Origin of the sequence: Streptomyces sp. NBC_00249, assembly GCF_026342355.1 — a bacterium.
In the GTDB taxonomy this organism is placed as follows: Bacteria; Actinomycetota; Actinomycetes; order Streptomycetales; family Streptomycetaceae; genus Streptomyces.
This window is the reverse complement of record NZ_JAPEMV010000005.1, coordinates 431,853-447,755: the sequence shown is the minus strand read 5'-3', so window position 1 is coordinate 447,755 and position 15,903 is coordinate 431,853. Positions and strand designations below refer to the sequence as shown.

The window sequence follows — 15,903 nt, the reverse complement described above, 5'->3', positions numbered from 1 at the left end:
CCGACGGGGGTCCCGGGGCGCGTTCGGCCGGCTGCGCGGCGTCCCGGCAGGCGGGTGCGTCAGCCCAGGTCGCCCGTGGCAGTGCGCTCGGCGAGGCGCACCAGGGTGCGCACGGCCGAGCCGGTGCCGCCCTTGGGGGTGTAGCCGTACGGGGCGCCCTCGTGGAAGGCCGGACCCGCGATGTCGAGGTGGGCCCAGGTGATGCCCTCGCCGACGAACTCCTGGAGGAAGAGGCCGGCGACCAGGCCGCCGCCCATCCGGACGCCCATGTTGGCCATGTCGGCGGTGGGGGAGTCCATGGTCTTGCGCAGGTCCTCGGGGAGCGGCATCGGCCAGGAGGCCTCGCCGACCTCCTCCGCGATCTCGTGGATCGAGGTGCGGAAGGCGTCGTCGTTGGCCATGATCCCGAAGGTGCGGTCGCCGAGCGCCAGCACCATCGCACCCGTCAGGGTGGCGACGTCGACGATCGCGTCCGGGTTGTCCTCGGAGGCCTTGGTCAGGGCGTCGCCCAGGACGAGGCGGCCCTCGGCGTCGGTGTTGAGGACCTCGACGGTCTTGCCGCTGTACATGCGCAGGACGTCGCCGGGCTTGGTGGCGGAGCCGGACGGCATGTTCTCGGCGAGCGCGAGCCAGCCGGTGACGTTGACCTGGAGGCCCAGCTTGGCGGCCGCGACGACGGCGGCGAAGACGGCGGCGGCGCCGGCCATGTCGCACTTCATCGTCTCGTTGTGGCCGGCCGGCTTCAGGGAGATGCCGCCCGAGTCGTAGGTGATGCCCTTGCCGACGAAGGCGAGGGTCTTCTCCGCCTTGGCGTGGGTGTAGGAGAGCTTCACCAGGCGCGGCGGGTTCTCGGAGCCCTTGCCGACGCCCATGATGCCGCCGTAGCCGCCCTTGAGGAGGGCCTTCTCGTCCAGGACCTGGACCTTGATGCCGTTCTCCTTCGCGGTCGCGGAGGCGACGGCGGCGAAGGCCTCGGGGGTGAGGTCGTTCGGCGGGGTGTTGACCAGGTCGCGGGCGATGTTGACCTCGGTGGCGACGACGGAGGCGCGCTCGGCCGCGGCCTTGTGCTCCTTGTCGCGCGGCTTGGCGCCCAGCAGGGCGACCTCGGCCAGGGGCTGCTTCGGGCCGGAGTTCTTGCCCTTCTTGTCGCCGCCCTGGTAGGCGGTGAAGGCGTACGCGCCCAGCAGCGCGCCCTCGGCGACGGCGGTGACGGCGGAGGCGTCGTCCAGGGGGAGGGCGAAGGCGGCCTTCTTGGCGCCGTGCAGGGCGCGGGCGGCGGCGCCGGCGGCGCGGCGCAGGGCCTCCTCGTCGAAGGACTCGTCCTGCTCGGGGGCCGAGCCCAGTCCGACCGCCAGCACGACCGGGACCTTGAGACCGGCCGGGGCGGGCAGCTTGGTGACCTCGCCTTCGGCGCCCGAGGCACCGAGGGCTTCGAGCACGGCGGCGAGCTTTCCGTCGAACGCCTTGTCCACGGCCTCCGCGCCGGCGGCCACGACCGGACCCTTGGGGCCCTTCGCGACGCCGACCACGAGGGCGTCGGCGCGCAGCGTCGCTGCGCCGGCAGTGCTGAGAGTCAGAGCAGTCACGGTGGTGAAGTCTCGCTTCCGTTTGTGTGGGTGGGGGCTGCGGTCACGTCGGGGTCGCCGGCGGCTCCGCAGCGATCGTATTCCGGCCCTATGGCCGCCGGAAATGAGCCTACGCGTACGTACTCGCCCGTACGTCACTCGAAGGTTTGTCAACTTGTTCGATCAATGCGATACCAGGTTCACCCATCTGTGGACTCTGCTCCAGGTTTGCCTCTTAGACCTGACGAGGTCCGAGAGACTCGAGCCACTCTCGCAAGGGGACGCGGGGTTCCTTTGCATGATTTCCACAGAGCCTCCCCGGTCCGGCCCTCCGCCTAGGGTCGCGACCGAGGGACGCCTGCGGGGGGAAAGGCCGAAATGGTCAACAAGAACCGGATGAACAGGGTCGCCGCCGCCATGGCCGCGGCAGCTCTGATGTCCGTGGCAGTACCCGCCGCGACCGCCCAGGCGGCCGCGGTGACACCGCGCGTCGACCTGAGGGTGCTGGTCGTCGACGACGGCGGCAGCTCCGTCGGGGCGATCACCGCGCAGCTGAAGGACACGGGCGTGCCGTTCACCCGCGTCGACCTGGGCAGCGCGAGCCGCCCGGTCATCAACGCGGCGTTCCTCAGCGACACGGTCGACGGCAGGCCGAGGGCGAAGTTCCAGGGGGTCGTCCTGCCGAACGAGAACCCCTTCGGCGCGGGTTCGGCCGAACTGGCCGCGCTCACCGCGTACGAGACGACGTACGGGATCCGCCAGGTCGACGCCTACACCTGGGCCCACCCGGAAGTGGGCCTGGAGTACACCGACAACGGGGGCTACGCCGGCACCCTCGACGGCACTCCGGCCGCCGTCACCGCCGCCGGCAAGGCGGGCCCCTTCGGCTACCTCGGAGGCCAGGTCACCTTCGAGGACAACTCCCCCCTGGTCCCGGAGAGCTACGGGTTCATGGGGAAGCCGCGCGCCGGGTACACCAGCTACCTCGACGCCCCCGTCGGCTCCGGACGGGCCTCGCTCGTCGGCGAGTACACCCACGACGGGCGCAGCGAACTGGTCGTCACCTTCGGCTACAACCAGTACCAGCAGCAGTTCCGGCTGCTCGCCCGGGGCATCGTCGAGTGGCTCACCCAGGGGGTCCACCTCGGCCAGGAGCGCAGCTACTTCGCCGTCCACGTCGACGACGTCTTCGCCCCGGACGCCCGCTGGGACAAGGCCCTCAACTGCACGCCCGGCGACTACGCCTGCGCGGGCGGCGAGGGCAAGGAGAGCACCATCCGCATGACGGCCGCCGACGCCCAGTACGCGGCGCAGTGGCAGACCGGCAAGAACTTCAAGCTGGACATGCTCTTCAACGCCGGCGCCGGCGAGGAGTGGAAGACCGAGAACGGCGGCACCGACGCCCTCACCGCGCAGCTGGTCGCCGACCGGGCCAAGTACCGGTGGATGAACCACACCTACTCCCACCCCTTCCTCGGCTGCGTCCAGGACGTCAGCACCACGCCCTGGACCTGCACCAAGAACGCCCAGGGCGCGATCAACTACATGAGCCGGGCGGAGATCTCCGCCCAGATCCGCGACAACAACAACTGGGCCGCGTCCAAGGGCATCACCACCGACCGCACCGAACTGGTCACCGGCGAGCACTCCGGCCTCAAGACCCTCCCGCAGCAGCCCCAGGACAACCCCAACCTGGCCGGCGCCCTCGCCGACAACGGCGTCAAGTGGGCGGGCAGCGACAACTCCCGCGAACCCGCGCAGCGGGCCGTCGGCGCCGCCCTCACCGTCCCCCGGTACCCGATGAACGTGTACTACAACACGGGCACCAACGCGGAGATGGCCGACGAGTACAACTGGATCTACACCAGCCGCGCCGACGGCGGCAGCGGCATCTGCGAGGACAACCCGGCGACCTCGACCTGCCTGCCGGCCCCGCTCGACGTCAACACCGGCTACCTGGACCACATCGTCCCCGCCGAGGCCCGCACCGCCCTGCGGCACGTGCTCGCCAACGACCCGAAGCCGCACTACGTCCACCAGTCCAACCTCGCCGAGGACCGCACCCTCTACCCGGTGCTCAACCAGGTCCTCGACACCTACCGCGGCCTCTACGCCCCCAGCGCGCCGATCGTCAACCAGAGCATGAAGGACACCGGCGTCGAGCTCAGCCGCCGCGCGGCCTGGGACAAGGCCCTGGCCGCCGGCCAGGTCACCGCGTACCGCATCGGCAAGGACGTCACGATCAAGGCGCCGGGCGGCGTCGTCGCCCCCGTCACGGCACCCAACGGAACGAAGAAGCAGCTCCTCCTCGGCACCGCCGACTTCGGCACCGCCTACGCCGGCACCCGCTCCACCTGGACTGCTCCCGAGCTGCTCCAGTCGGCGGTCACCCTCAAGCTCCTCTGACCGGGCCGAACCGCCAGTAAGCCCGCAAGCCGCCACTCGCACCACCCAGCGCCGGCGCTCCGCGAACCCGACGGGCGCCGGCCCCTTTCCGTCCTGGGGGGACACACACCTATGAGCCATGGGCGTCACGTCACCATGCTCACCGAAGGCACCTACCCGCACGTCCACGGGGGCGTCAGCACCTGGTGCGACCAACTGGTCCGCGGTATGCCGGAAGTCGACTTCAACGTCATAGCCCTGACCGGCTCCGGACGCGAGCCGGTCACCTGGGAACTGCCGCGGAACGTCTACCGCCACACCGCCGTACCGCTCTGGGGCCCGACACCGCCCCGCACCCGCCGTACCGCCCTGCGCGGCAAGGCCCGCCGCCGCTTCACCGAAACGTACGAAACCTTCCTGCTGTCCCTCATAGACCCGGCCGCCGGCGGCTTCTCCGAGGCCCTCGGCGAACTCGCCCAGCTGGCCCGCGCCGGCCGGCTCGCCCCCGCCCTGCGCTCCGAATCGGTCCTGCGCCTGCTGACGACCGTCTGGACCCGCCCGGGCCTGGTCACCGCCGAGGCCGCGCCCACCCTCCACGACGCGCTCACCGCCACCGACCTGCTGGAACACGCCCTGCGCCCGCTGTCCGTGCGGATCCCGCCCGACAGCGTCGCCCACGCCGTCAGCAGCGGCCTCGCCACCCTCCCCGCCCTCGCCGCCAAACGGCTCGACGGAGTGCCCTTCCTCCTCACCGAGCACGGCATCTACCTCCGCGAGCGCTACCTCGGCTACCGCACCGCCGCCCAGCGCTGGCCCGTCAAGGCCCTCATGCTGGGCTTCTACCGCGAGCTCAACTCCGAGGGCTACCGGCAGGCCGACCTCATCACCCCGTGCAACCAGTACAACCGCCGCTGGGAGGAACGCGGAGGCGCCGACTCCGACCGCATCCGCACGGTCTACAACGGCGTCGACCCGCACGCCTTCCCCGAGGCCGGCCCCGAGCCGGAGGTGCCCACCCTCAGCTGGTGCGGCCGCATCGACCCGATCAAGGACCTCGAAACCCTCATCCGCGCCTACGCGTTCATGCGCGAGGAACTGCCCGCCCTGCGCCTGCGCCTCTTCGGCCCCGTCCCGGCCGGCTGCGAGGAGTACCGGCTCCGCCTGGAGAAGCTCGCCGCCGAACTCGGCGTCGGCGACGGCATCACCTACGAGGGCCGCATCGACCAGGTCGCCAAGGCCTACGCCGCCGGCAGCGTCGTCATGCTCTCCAGCATCAGCGAAGGCTTCCCCTTCAGCATCATCGAGGCCATGTCCTGCGGCCGCACCACCGTCTCCACCGACGTCGGCGGCGTCCGCGAAGCCGTCGGCGACACGGGCCTCGTCGTCCCGCCCCGCGAGCCCGAGACCATGGCCCGCGCCACCCTCGCCCTGCTCCGCGACGACGCACGCCGCGCCGAACTGGGCCGGATGTCGCGCAAACGGGTCGTCGAGAAGTTCACCCTCCACCAGTCCGTGGACGGCTTCCGGCACATCTACATCGAACTCGCGGGCCAGCCCGTCCTGCCCGTCCAGGCGGGCGACGACTGGACCCAGCGGCTCGCCGACCCCTGGTACAAGGACCCCTGGAACAAAGAGCTGGCCGCCGACGGGAGCCTGTGGTGAGCGGATCCCTCTGGCTCAAGCCCCCCGGCCCGGAAGGCGGCTGGGTCCACGTCGGCCACGCCTCCGGCGCCCGCGCCGGCATCCGGACGGGTGCCCGCACCGACACCCTCCCCGCCCTGCCGCGACCGCGGCAGGGCGGGGGCCCGGCCGCCGACCCCATGGACGAACTCGCGACCCGCCTCGACGTGTTCATCGCCGCCGCCGTCCACCCCGACGAGATCGCCGCCATCCTCGAATCCGACGGGATGAACGACGAGTACATCCGCCTCACCTACGGCCGCCACGACTCCTTCGCCCTCGCCGAGGAACTCTTCGCCCGCGTCCCCCGCGCCTTCCCCGAACCCGAAGACCTCCCCGACCCCTGGAAGGTCTCCCTCACCGCCTGCCTCCTGCGCGGGGTGATCTTCGCCCTGCCCGGCCTCGCCTACGTCCTGGGCGCCCCGCTGCTCGAAGGCCCCCAGGACCGCCTCGGCCTGCCCGCCGGCACCCTGACCCTGCTCGCCGGAGCCCTCATCGGCTGGGTCTGGGACCAGACCCTGTCCCACCGCGCCTACTCCTGGCTCGGCCTCGGCGACCGCGCCGCCGCCGGACGCACCCTCCTCGTCGGCGCCCCCGCCGGCGCCCTGCTCGGCACCGCCGCCGCGCTCGCCGTACCGGGCGGGCCGCCGTTCTCGTACGCCTTCGCCGCCGGACAGGCCCTGTACGTCGGGGCCGCCACCGTCCTGCTCGTCCTCGGCCGGGAGCGGGTGCTGCTCGCCGCCCTCGCCCCCATGGCCGCCGGAGCCCTCCTCTCCCTCGTCACCGACCCGCCCGTACCCCTGCGGGTCGCCCTGCTGGTGCTGTCCCTGGCGGCCGCCTGCACCCTCGCCGTCCGCGAACTCCCGCTGGCCGAGGGCCTGCGGACCGCGGCGCGCCGGATCCGCGAGCGGGCCCGGCGCCGCCCCGGCGAAGACGGCGCCGTGCGCTGGCGGATGCTGCGCGGCGCCGAGGAGGACCACTACGCCCGGCGCGGCCCCCGCATCGGGGACTCCGTGCCCTACGGGGTGTTCGGCCTCGGCACCGGCCTGCTCGTGCTGTACGCCGCCCTCGGCGAGGTCCTCGCCGGAGGCCCCGCCGAAGCCGTCGCCGCCCCCTCCGCCGTGGCCCTCACCCTCAGCATGGGCCCTGCCGAATGGCTCCTGCACCGCTTCCGCAGCGGCAGCCTCGCCGGACTGCGCGCCGCCCGCTCAGCCCGGGCCTTCCGCCGCCGGATGCTCGCCACCCTGACCCGCTGCCTCGCCCTCTACCTCGTGGTGCTGCTCGCCCTCGGCGTCACCGGAACCCTGCTGTGGCCGGACGCCCCCGGCCTGACCGGACTGCGCGTCGCCACCCTGCTGCTGCTCGGCGCCGTGATGTGGACCGGGCTGCTGCTGCAGTCCTTCGGCGCGGTCCGGCCCGCCGCGGTGGTCTGCGCCTCGGCCGCCTTCGCCCAGAGCCTGGCCCTGCTGGCCGGAGCCGGACAGCCCCGGCTCGTCCAGCTGGTGGTGGCCGCCACCGCGGCGGCCGCGCTGGCCGTCCTCGTCTGCCTGCTCCTGGGCCGTGCGACGGCCCACCGGTGACCCCATGACGGACCCCGACCCGCGCCGCCCCGCCGAGAAGAAGGACCCCATGCTGCTGGTGCCGCTCTACGAGCATCCCGCCGACCGCCCCGAGGCCTGGGAGCGGCTCATCCGCTCCGCGGGCGCCGGCCTCGTGCACTCGGTGGTGCTCAACCCCGACAGCGGCCCCGGCACGGCCCCCGACGAACGGTTCGCGGCCGTCGCCGCCCGCCTCAAGGACGCCGGCGTCCCCGTCCTCGGCTACGCCGACACCGACTACGGGCGCCGCCCGCACGCAGCCGTCGTCCAGGACCTGCTGCGCCACCGCGACTGGTACGCCACCGACGGCGCGTTCCTCGACCAGGCCTCCGCCGATCCGGCACTGCTGCCCCACTACGGACGGCTCGCCGTCGCCGCCCGGGCCGCCGGGGCCCGTACGCTCGTCCTGAACCACGGCGTCCACCCGCACCCCGGATACGTACCGCTCGCCGACCTCCTCGTCACCTTCGAGGGGCCGTGGGACGCCTACCGGGACGCGGCCGCGGCCCCGCCGTCCTGGACCGCCGACCACCCCCCTCAGCGGTTCTGCCACCTCGTGTACGCGGTCCCGCCGGGCGCGCCCGCAGCCGAACTGGCCGCCGAGCGGCGGGCGGCGGTGCACTGCGCGGTCCCCGGGACCGGCGCGCACCCGTGGGGCACCCTCCCGTACGCCCTGGAGGCCACCGGATGAAGCGTTTCACCACCGCACTCGTCGCCACGCTGCTGCTGCTCACCGCCGCCTGCACCGCGGAACCCGACGAGGACGACGCCACCCCCGACCCCGGACCGGCCCCCGCCCCCGGGGACCGCTGGGTGCCCAGACCGGGCACCGCCTGGCAGTGGCAGCTCACCGGAAAGCTCGACACCTCCGTCGACGTACCCGTCTACGACGTCGACGGGTTCCTCACCAGCAAGGAGGAGGTCGACCGCCTCAAGAAGGACGGCCGCAGGACCATCTGCTACATCTCCACCGGAGCCTGGGAGGACTTCCGCCCCGACGCCGACCGCTTCCCCAAGGCGGTGCTCGGCGAAGGCAACGGCTGGAAGGGCGAACGGTGGCTGGACATCCGGGCCGTCGACGTACTGGAGCCGCTCATGGCCACCCGCTTCGACATGTGCCGCGACAAGGGCTTCGACGCCGTGGAACCCGACAACATGGACGCCTACCGCAACGACTCCGGCTTCCCCGTCACCGCCGACGACCAGCTCCGCTTCAACCGGCTGATCGCCCGCCTCGCCCACGACCGGGGCCTGTCCGTCGGCCTGAAGAACGACCTCGACCAGATCCCCCAGCTGGTCGGCGACTTCGACTTCGCGGTCAACGAACAGTGCGCCCAGTACAAGGAGTGCGACAGCCTGACCCCCTTCATCGCAGCGGGCAAGGCCGTCTTCCACGTCGAGTACGAACTCCCCACGAGCCGCTTCTGCGAACGCTCGCGCGCCCTGAAACTCAGCTCACTGGAGAAGAAACTCGAACTGGGCACCTGGCGCAAGGCCTGCTGACGCCCGGCCTCGCCGCCCGGGCCCGCTATCTCCCCTCGAGGCACCGGGCCCGGGCGGTGGTTGCCCACCCGCCTCCCCGTCTGCGGGCCGGTGGTTCGGGTGAGCGGCGTCTGGCCTGAGCGGTGTCAGGGAGGGGTTGGGGGTTTCCCGTCAGTCTCATCGTCCTTCCGTGTCGGGCCGGCCTGTCAAGGGCGCTCACTGCGTTCGCGTCGCTTCGCGATGGCCTTCGGCCACCCTTGACAGACCGTCCCGCCCCGGAAAAACGAAGCCTGCCGGGAAACCCCCAAAAGAACGGGACGGGGCAGAAGAGATGAGGAGCGGGTCTCTCAGCGATGCGGCGGGTTGCCTGCGGCCGGCAGATGCCCATCCGGGCAGCTCAGAGTCTCTTTCTGGACCTGGGGAGGGCCTACCCCGCACCAGAGGACGAAAAGACGGACACCAGCACCCGACAGACGCGTCAGATCGCTACGCGCTCCTCATTTCTCAGCGTCCGACGACCGTCTTGGGCCGACACCCGCACGAGAGGCTCAGGCGGTGCGGTGACGGGCTGTCGGCGTATGGGGGTGCTCCTGTTTCCGGTGCAACCCAACAGCTCCCGGGCTACCGTGCCCCCATGGCTGACTTCATGGTCGTGCTGACGACGACCGACACCCAAGATGCGGCCCGCGCCCTCTCCCGCTCGGCCGTCGAGAAGAACCTGGCGGCCTCCGGCCAGGTGACCGGCCCCATCGAGACCACCTACCGGCACCTTGGCGATGTGTCCCAAGGCATCGAGTGGCAGGTGATGTTCAGGACTACTGGCGACCGGAGCAAGGCCTTGGAGGACCACCTCGTGGCCCACCACCCCTACGACTCACCGGAAGTCATCACCTTCGCCATCGACGCCGGCCGCGCCGAATACCTGGAGTGGATCACCCGGGCCACCCGCTAGGCCTGCACGCGTTCCAAGAGCGATCCCACCGGGGCCAGGGCCCGGTGGGGCTCCAGCCGTTTGATCATCATTCGCACCCGCCCCGCCGGGCGTGTGGACGCGAGCCCCACAGAGAGATCCAGGACTCGGGAAGTGATCGCTGCGGCATGCTCGACCTCCCCAGCGTCGAGGTACGCCGACGCCAGCCACGACAGGTACAACGCTTTGTCCCGCGCACGGGTGTCGTCGTACCGCCCCAGCGCATCCTCCAGGGCCGGAATCGCCCGAAGCGGCCGGCGCAGCTCCGTCCAGCAGCGTCCGGTCATGATGAGGATCTCGTCACGATCCACCCAGTACGCCCAGTCCGGCACCAGGTCGTCCGTCCGGTCATGAATCGCCTCCTCAGCCAGCGACAGGGCGTAATCCGCCTCCCGCGCATGACCCGACGTCGCGTACTGCCACGCCAACCGGTCCGCCAGCAGCGCCCGGACCACCGGATCCCCGCCGCTTTTCACCGCCTCGAGCCCGGCTTGCGCGTACGCGATGCCCGAACCTCCCCCAACAGCCCACTCCAGGTAGGCCAGAAACGCCAGCGAGTTCCCTTCCAGAGACCGGTCCTCGGCGGCCTTCGAGGACGCCAAAGCGGTCATGTAATGGCTGCGCGCCTCCTGGTACATCCCGGCGTCATACGCCGCCCACCCGGCAAGCTGCGCCTGTTCCGCGATGATCCCTCGTAGCTGCCGCCCCACCTCTTCCGTGTAGACGCCCTCCCTCCCCGACCAGCCTGGTCGTTTCCGCCAGCTCACCCATGTACAGGCGGTAGGTGTCACCGCCTCCCATGAAGTCGTCCAGACGCCGCAGCCGGGCGGTTCGCTGGGCCAGATGCCGGGGCACGTCCGCAGCGAGTCTGCGACCGGGCCTCAACAACGAGGAAGGCTGTATGACAGCCAGCCCGGCCCCTGCCGAGAGGCTGATGAAATCGCGACGTTCCACGTCCTTCTCCTCGTCGTCCTGGTCCACACGGTTGTGCTGACGGCGAAGACGACGGGCGAGTTGAACGGCCCGCTTCAGCTCCAGCTCCGGCACGCCGAACTCCTCAGCCAGCAAGGCGCGAGAAACGGGGTCCGGCAGTCGCTCCTCGTTTTCCCACCGGGACACCGCCGCCTGCTCCAGCGGATGTCCGCGCCGGACCGACAGGCTCTCCGCCAGCTCCTGCTGGGTACGTCCGTCCTCCTTGCGCAGCCGCCTCAACAAGAGCCCGATCGTCTCCGCACCGGTCTCGATCCCCGCCATCGTCACTGCCTTTCGGCCGTCGCCAACGCCCGGATACCAGCCTGGCCATAAATGCTGGCCATGTCCTCGAAATGGCCATGCGGCCTGGCTCATCTCCCCAAACGCGCAGGACGGTTCACTGGTCACACGCCATAGGAGCACTGGAGGCTCACCCGTGACACCCGACACCCACGACACCCCAGACAGCCCCTGGCCAACGTTCGAGGTGAGGCTCGTGCCCAGCGAAGAACTTCTCGAGCGGGCTCACGCCGGCTGGGAGCGCTTCATCGCCTCAATGCCGGAGCTGTCCGATGACTGAACAGTACGAGTACGTGCCGCACCGCCTCTTGCGCCGCCGGGTCCGCGACATCGCATCAGGCGCAGAGGGAGTGCTGATGGCAGTGATCAACGAGAAAGTCTCGGACACCGGCATCGAGCACTGGATGGAACTTGCCTACATCCGGGGCGCCTCTGGCCGCGAATTCACCACCGCCATCGACAACGTCGAGTCGGCGTACGACCAGCCTCAGACGGACCGCAGACGCCGAGATACGAGGAGCGCGTAGCCATCTGACGCGCTTGGGTGCTCGGCAGGGCGGTCTGGTCGTCCTTGGGTGCAGGTAGACGCGCCCCGGAATCAGCTCGCAACGGGCCCGGATGCCCGGCGAGCCGAGCACCGACGGCCCGCATGGTCTCTGATGTGGCCGCTCCTCTGACTTTGGACCGTGCCGTTCTTTTGGGGGTTTCCCGGCAGTCTTCGTTTTTCCGGGGCGGGACGGTCTGTCAAGGGTGGCCGAAGGCCATCGCGAAGCGACGCGAACGCAGTGAGCGCCCTTGACAGGCCGGCCCGACACGGAAGGACGATGAGACTGACGGGAAACCCCCAACCCCTCCCTGAGACCGCTCAGGCCAGACGCCGCTCACCCGAACCACCGGCCCGCAGACGGGGAGGCGGGTGGGCAACCACCGCCCGGGCCCGGTGCCTCGAGGGGGAGATGGCGGGCCTACACCGCGAGGCCGGATGGCGGAGCCACCGCCCGGCCGGGCGCGGTGCCCCGGTACACCCGCTCACACCGGCAGGATCGCGTGGACCCGGTACCCGCCCCCGTACCGCGGTCCCGCGAAGCAGGAGCCGCCCAGGGCGCCCGTACGCTCCCGCATCCCCAGCAGCCCGTGCCCGCCGCCCGGGTCCGCCGGGGCGGGGGAGGAGTCCGCCGAGCTGCCCCCGTCGTCGAGGACGGTGACCTCCACCGAGGCCCCCACCCGCACGACGCTCACCTCGGCCCGCGCCCCCGGCCCGGCGTGCTTGCGGACGTTGGTCAGCGCCTCCTGGATCACCCGGTACGCCGCCAGGTCCACGGCCGCGGGCAGCGCGTCCCCGCCGCCCCCCAGCTGGAGCACCACCCGCACCGGCAGCCCGGCGTGCCGGAAGGTGTCGAGCAGCTCGTCCAGGACCGCCAGCCCCGGCGCCGGCTCCGTCGGCGCCTCCGGGTCGCCGGACTGCCGCAGCAGCCCGACCGTGGCGCGCAGTTCGTTCAGCGCCGAGCGGCTGGCGTCCCGTACGTGCGCGAGGGCCTCCTTCGCCTGGTCGGGGCGCTTGTCCATGACGTGCGCGGCCACCCCGGCCTGCACGTTGACGAGGGCGATGTGGTGGGCCACCACGTCGTGCAGGTCCCGGGCGATCCGCAGCCGCTCCTCGGCGACCCGCCGCCGCGCCTCCTCCTCACGGGTCCGCTCGGCGCGCTCGGCCCGCTCCCGTATGGCGTCGACGAAGGCCCGCCGGCTGCGCACCGCGTCCCCGGCGGCGGCGGCCATCCCGGTCCAGGCGAAGATGCCGATGTTCTCCTGCGCGTACCAGGGCAGCGGTCCGGCCAGCATGGCGACCCCGGTCAGCCCGGCCATCGTGAGCAGGCCGATCCGCCAGGTCGTGGGCCGGTCGGTGCGGGCGGCCACCGTGTACAGGGCGATCACCGTGCACATCGCGACGGGTGCCCGCGGCTCGCCGGTGGTCAGCTCCAGCAGGGACAGCCCGCAGGTGACGGCGAGCACCGTACGGGGCCGGCGGCGGCGCAGCACCAGGGCGGCAGCTCCCAGGACCATCAGCACCAGCGAGAAGGGTTCGGGGGTGCGCGTGCCGAAGGTGGGGCCGTGGGGGCCGTGCGGATCGGCGAAGGAGCCGAGGACCATGGAGACCAGCGCCCCGAGCGCGAGCACGGCGTCGGTGGCGAGCGGATGGGCCCGCATCCACTGCCGGGTGGGGGCGAACGGCCCGAGGTCTGTCGTCACCCCGATACGGTACGGGCTCGCCCCGGCCGGACGTACGGGTCAGGCGGACCCGGGGGGAGCGGGCGGGAGCGGCGCGGTGCGCGCCGTCCGGCGGCCCAGCGGGCCCGGCGCACGGGCCGGGCCCCACTTCGCCCGCACCAGGCACAGCACCATGACGGCGGCGATGGCCGCCAGGTGCTCCTTGCCCGCCAGGTTGTCCTTGAACAGCACCTCGCCGGTCATCACCAGGATCACCAGGGCCCCGGTGAGGTGGGCCCGGTAGCGCCAGCACACGTAGATGGCCAGGCCCACCACCGCCGCCGAGGGGCCGGTGTCGTTGACGATGCGGTCGGACACCGGCAGGCCGAAGGGGTGGTCGTGGCCCACGGACAGCCCGATCCGGGCGTAGGTGGTCCCGGCGAGGGTGGCGACGTAGCCGATGAGCAGGGTCCGCCACCAGCCGATGCAGATCTCGGCGATCCCGAAGACCAGCAGGATCTGCGCCAGCGCCCCCCACACCGGCAGGTCGAGGGCGGGCACGAACAGGGACAGCGGGGTGCGCAGCAGTGCGAGCCACAGGGGGTCGACGGCCTTGACGGAACCGAGGTTCTGGACGGGCTGGAAGCCCCAGGACGTGTTCTGCACGATCTGGAAGACGGACGTCAGGGCGACGGCTCCGAGCGTCATCGGGACCGCCCGCCACCTGTCGCGGACGAGCGCGTCCTTCAGGGTCCAGAACATCGGGCCCCACTCGCGGCGGGCGAACCGCCGCGGTGAGGCCGCCGTCCATGACGTCAACGAATCGTCTCCAGATGCTTGCGGTGCAGCCACTTCGGCAGGCCTGGTGCCTCCAGGAAGCCTTCGGCCCGGCCCGCCGCGACGCCGATCCGCAGCAGGTCGGAACTCTTCTCGAAGAGCATGAACCGCGGTTCCCAGATCGGGCGGTATTTGGCGTTGGCCCGGTAGAGGGACTCGATCTGCCACCAGCGGGAGAAGAAGCTCAGCAGCGACCGCCACATGCGCAGTACCGGGCCGGCGCCGAGCTTGGACCCCCGCTCGAAGACGGAACGGAACATCGCGAAGTTCAGCGAGACCTGTGTGACCCCGATCTCCTTGGAGCGTTCCAGGAGTTCGATGACCATGAACTCCATCAGGCCGTTCTCGGAATCGCGGTCACGGCGCATCAGATCGAGGGAGAGTCCCTTCGGGCCCCACGGCACGAAGGACAGCACGGCCCGCAGGTCGCCGTTGCCGTCGGTGCACTCCAGCATCACGCACTGGCCGTCGGCGGGATCACCCAGACGGCCCAGTGCCATGGAGAACCCGCGCTCGGTCGCGCCGTCGCGCCAGTCGTCGGCGCGCCGCAGCAGGACCTCCATCTCCTCGGCGGGGATGTCGGCGTGGCGGCGGATGCGGACGGAGTACCCGGCCCGCTTGACGCGGTTGTAGGCCTGGCGGACGGTGCGCATGGCGCGGCCGTCGAGGGTGAACTCGGCGGTCTCCACGATGGCTTCGTCGCCCAGCTCCAGGGCGTCCAGGCCGTGCCGGGCGTAGATCTGCCCGGCTTCCTCGCTCGCGCCCATCACGGCCGGGACCCAGCCGTGTTCACGGGCCTCCGCGAGCCACGGCTCGATCGCGCCGGGCCAGGCCTCGGGGTCGCCGATGGGGTCGCCGGAGGCCAGCGAGACCCCGCCGACGACGCGGTAGGTGACGGCCGCCTTGCCGGTCGGGGACCAGATGACGGACTTCTCGCGGCGCAGCGCGAAGTAGCCGAGGGAGTCGCGGTCGCCCTGCTTGGCGAGCAGCGCGCGCAGCTTCTCCTCGTCGTCGGGGGTGAGCGGGTCGACGGCGCGGCGCGAGCGGAACGCCGCGAACAGCACGGCGAGCAGCAGCAGCATCGACATCACGTTGACGAAGACGTCCACCCAGGCGGGCGTGGTGATCGACTGGTACGCCTTGTCGTCGGGCGCGAGCGTGATCAGCCGCATCACGCCGTACCGCCAGCGCGCCAGGAACGTCGCGTCGGCCCGGTCCGGGTCGGTGTTGGTCGCGCCGACGAGCAGGGCGGCGATCAGCGAGGTGACGAGCAGGCCGACGGCGGCGACGACGGTGGCCAGCTTGGGGTTGGAGCGGTCGCCCTTGGCGTAGAACTCGTGGCGGCCCAGCAGCAGGGCGCCGACGAAGGCCGCCGTCAGGGCGAGGGAGACCCAGTTCTGCGCGTGGTCGCGGAACTCCGGGTAGCAGACGCTCAGGTCCCCGCCGACGCACGGCGCGAAGGCGGCGACCGCGAAGGCCAGCAGCAGCATGCCGCTGACCACCAGGTTCAGGATCCACGCGGCCCGCTTGCGGCGGCCCATGGTGACCGCGAGCAGCAGCGAGAACAGCCCGGAGGCGAAGCCGGCCGTCAGCAGGTACGGGGTGTAGAAGTCGGCGGTGTTGTGGCGGCGCAGGTCCTGCCCGAGCGAGAGCCACACCGCGCTGAGGAAGTTCACGAAGGTGACGGCCCGCAGGTACCAGACGGCGAAGGCCGCGGCGCGCTTGGAGCGTTTGCTGCCCCTGCGGGTCTCCCGGGCCTCCGGCCTGCCGGCCGGATCGCTGCCGGAGTCCTTCCTGCTGGTGGAACCCTTGCCGGAGGCCTGGTCGAGGCTCCGGTCGGTGTCTGCGCTGGTCAAGCCGACCTCTCCCATGAAAAGCGATGATATGGGGCGTCACCGTCCACAGGCAG

General features: G+C 71.7%; 13 protein-coding genes. 7 read left to right on the top strand and 6 right to left on the bottom strand.

Annotated features, from left to right (window positions below):
- Positions 1-59: 59 nt before the first annotated feature.
- A complete protein-coding gene (locus tag OOK31_RS23810; protein WP_267089329.1) occupies positions 60-1,586 on the bottom strand; it encodes a leucyl aminopeptidase in 1,527 nt (508 codons plus the stop codon).
- Positions 1,587-1,943: 357 nt separating this feature from the next.
- Between OOK31_RS23810 and OOK31_RS23805 the strand changes: the two genes are divergently transcribed.
- From OOK31_RS23805 to cutA, 6 genes are all read left to right on the top strand, one after another.
- The gene (locus OOK31_RS23805) at positions 1,944-3,971 is read left to right on the top strand and encodes a hypothetical protein (RefSeq protein WP_267089328.1); all 2,028 of its coding nucleotides are present in this window, start codon (positions 1,944-1,946) and stop codon (positions 3,969-3,971) included.
- 111 nt (positions 3,972-4,082) lie between these two features.
- Positions 4,083-5,612, top strand: a complete 1,530-nt coding sequence (pelF, locus tag OOK31_RS23800) for a GT4 family glycosyltransferase PelF (protein ID WP_267089327.1) — start codon at positions 4,083-4,085, stop codon at positions 5,610-5,612.
- On the top strand, positions 5,609-7,210 hold the full coding sequence (locus tag OOK31_RS23795; RefSeq protein ID WP_267089326.1) for a hypothetical protein: 1,602 nt from the start codon (positions 5,609-5,611) through the stop codon (positions 7,208-7,210). Before pelF ends, OOK31_RS23795 begins: the two co-directional genes overlap by 4 nt.
- Before the next feature lie 4 nt (positions 7,211-7,214).
- Positions 7,215-7,919 carry a spherulation-specific family 4 protein gene (locus OOK31_RS23790; protein ID WP_267089325.1) on the top strand — a complete coding sequence of 235 codons (705 nt, stop codon included), beginning with the start codon at positions 7,215-7,217 and terminating at the stop codon, positions 7,917-7,919.
- Complete coding sequence (locus OOK31_RS23785; RefSeq protein WP_267089324.1) at positions 7,916-8,731, top strand: endo alpha-1,4 polygalactosaminidase; 816 nt, start codon at positions 7,916-7,918, stop codon at positions 8,729-8,731. Before OOK31_RS23790 ends, OOK31_RS23785 begins: the two co-directional genes overlap by 4 nt.
- 613 nt (positions 8,732-9,344) lie before the next feature.
- On the top strand, positions 9,345-9,662 hold the full coding sequence (gene cutA / locus OOK31_RS23780; protein ID WP_267089323.1) for a divalent-cation tolerance protein CutA: 318 nt from the start codon (positions 9,345-9,347) through the stop codon (positions 9,660-9,662).
- On the opposite strand, the gene OOK31_RS23775 is transcribed toward cutA, so the two are convergent.
- A complete protein-coding gene (locus OOK31_RS23775; RefSeq protein WP_267089322.1) occupies positions 9,659-10,318 on the bottom strand; it encodes an XRE family transcriptional regulator in 660 nt (219 codons plus the stop codon). The genes cutA and OOK31_RS23775 overlap by 4 nt on opposite strands.
- Before the next feature lie 7 nt (positions 10,319-10,325).
- Complete coding sequence (locus OOK31_RS23770; RefSeq protein ID WP_267089321.1) at positions 10,326-10,934, bottom strand: helix-turn-helix transcriptional regulator; 609 nt, start codon at positions 10,932-10,934, stop codon at positions 10,326-10,328.
- Positions 10,935-11,224: 290 nt separating this feature from the next.
- On the opposite strand from OOK31_RS23770, the gene OOK31_RS23765 reads away from it, so the two are divergent.
- Entirely contained in the window at positions 11,225-11,479 is a 255-nt protein-coding gene (locus OOK31_RS23765; protein ID WP_267089320.1) for a hypothetical protein, read from the top strand.
- 502 nt (positions 11,480-11,981) lie between these two features.
- Here the strand turns inward: OOK31_RS23765 and OOK31_RS23760 are convergent.
- The 3 genes from OOK31_RS23760 to OOK31_RS23750 form a co-directional block, all read right to left on the bottom strand.
- On the bottom strand, positions 11,982-13,157 hold the full coding sequence (locus OOK31_RS23760) for a sensor histidine kinase (protein WP_267089525.1): 1,176 nt from the start codon (positions 13,155-13,157) through the stop codon (positions 11,982-11,984).
- 81 nt (positions 13,158-13,238) lie between these two features.
- Complete coding sequence (locus tag OOK31_RS23755; protein ID WP_267089524.1) at positions 13,239-13,919, bottom strand: hypothetical protein; 681 nt, start codon at positions 13,917-13,919, stop codon at positions 13,239-13,241.
- A gap of 53 nt (positions 13,920-13,972) precedes the next feature.
- Positions 13,973-15,865, bottom strand: coding sequence for a phosphatidylglycerol lysyltransferase domain-containing protein (locus tag OOK31_RS23750; protein WP_267089319.1), 1,893 nt, complete (start codon positions 15,863-15,865; stop codon positions 13,973-13,975).
- Between the last annotated feature and the right edge of the window lie 38 nt (positions 15,866-15,903).

Excerpts from the sequence above, each read along its gene's own strand:
- OOK31_RS23805 (WP_267089328.1), top strand. The coding sequence starts at position 1,944 with ATGGTCAACAAGAACCGGATGAACAGGGTCGCCGCCGCCATGGCCGCG.
- pelF (WP_267089327.1), top strand. The coding sequence starts at position 4,083 with ATGAGCCATGGGCGTCACGTCACCATGCTCACCGAAGGCACCTACCCG.
- OOK31_RS23790 (WP_267089325.1), top strand. The coding sequence starts at position 7,215 with ATGACGGACCCCGACCCGCGCCGCCCCGCCGAGAAGAAGGACCCCATG.
- OOK31_RS23785 (WP_267089324.1), top strand. The coding sequence starts at position 7,916 with ATGAAGCGTTTCACCACCGCACTCGTCGCCACGCTGCTGCTGCTCACC.
- cutA (WP_267089323.1), top strand. The coding sequence starts at position 9,345 with ATGGCTGACTTCATGGTCGTGCTGACGACGACCGACACCCAAGATGCG.
- OOK31_RS23775 (WP_267089322.1), bottom strand. The coding sequence starts at position 10,318 with ATGTACCAGGAGGCGCGCAGCCATTACATGACCGCTTTGGCGTCCTCG.
- OOK31_RS23770 (WP_267089321.1), bottom strand. The coding sequence starts at position 10,934 with ATGGCGGGGATCGAGACCGGTGCGGAGACGATCGGGCTCTTGTTGAGG.
- OOK31_RS23765 (WP_267089320.1), top strand. The coding sequence starts at position 11,225 with ATGACTGAACAGTACGAGTACGTGCCGCACCGCCTCTTGCGCCGCCGG.
- OOK31_RS23760 (WP_267089525.1), bottom strand. The coding sequence starts at position 13,157 with ATGCGGGCCCATCCGCTCGCCACCGACGCCGTGCTCGCGCTCGGGGCG.
- OOK31_RS23755 (WP_267089524.1), bottom strand. The coding sequence starts at position 13,919 with ATGTTCTGGACCCTGAAGGACGCGCTCGTCCGCGACAGGTGGCGGGCG.
- OOK31_RS23750 (WP_267089319.1), bottom strand. The coding sequence starts at position 15,865 with ATGGGAGAGGTCGGCTTGACCAGCGCAGACACCGACCGGAGCCTCGAC.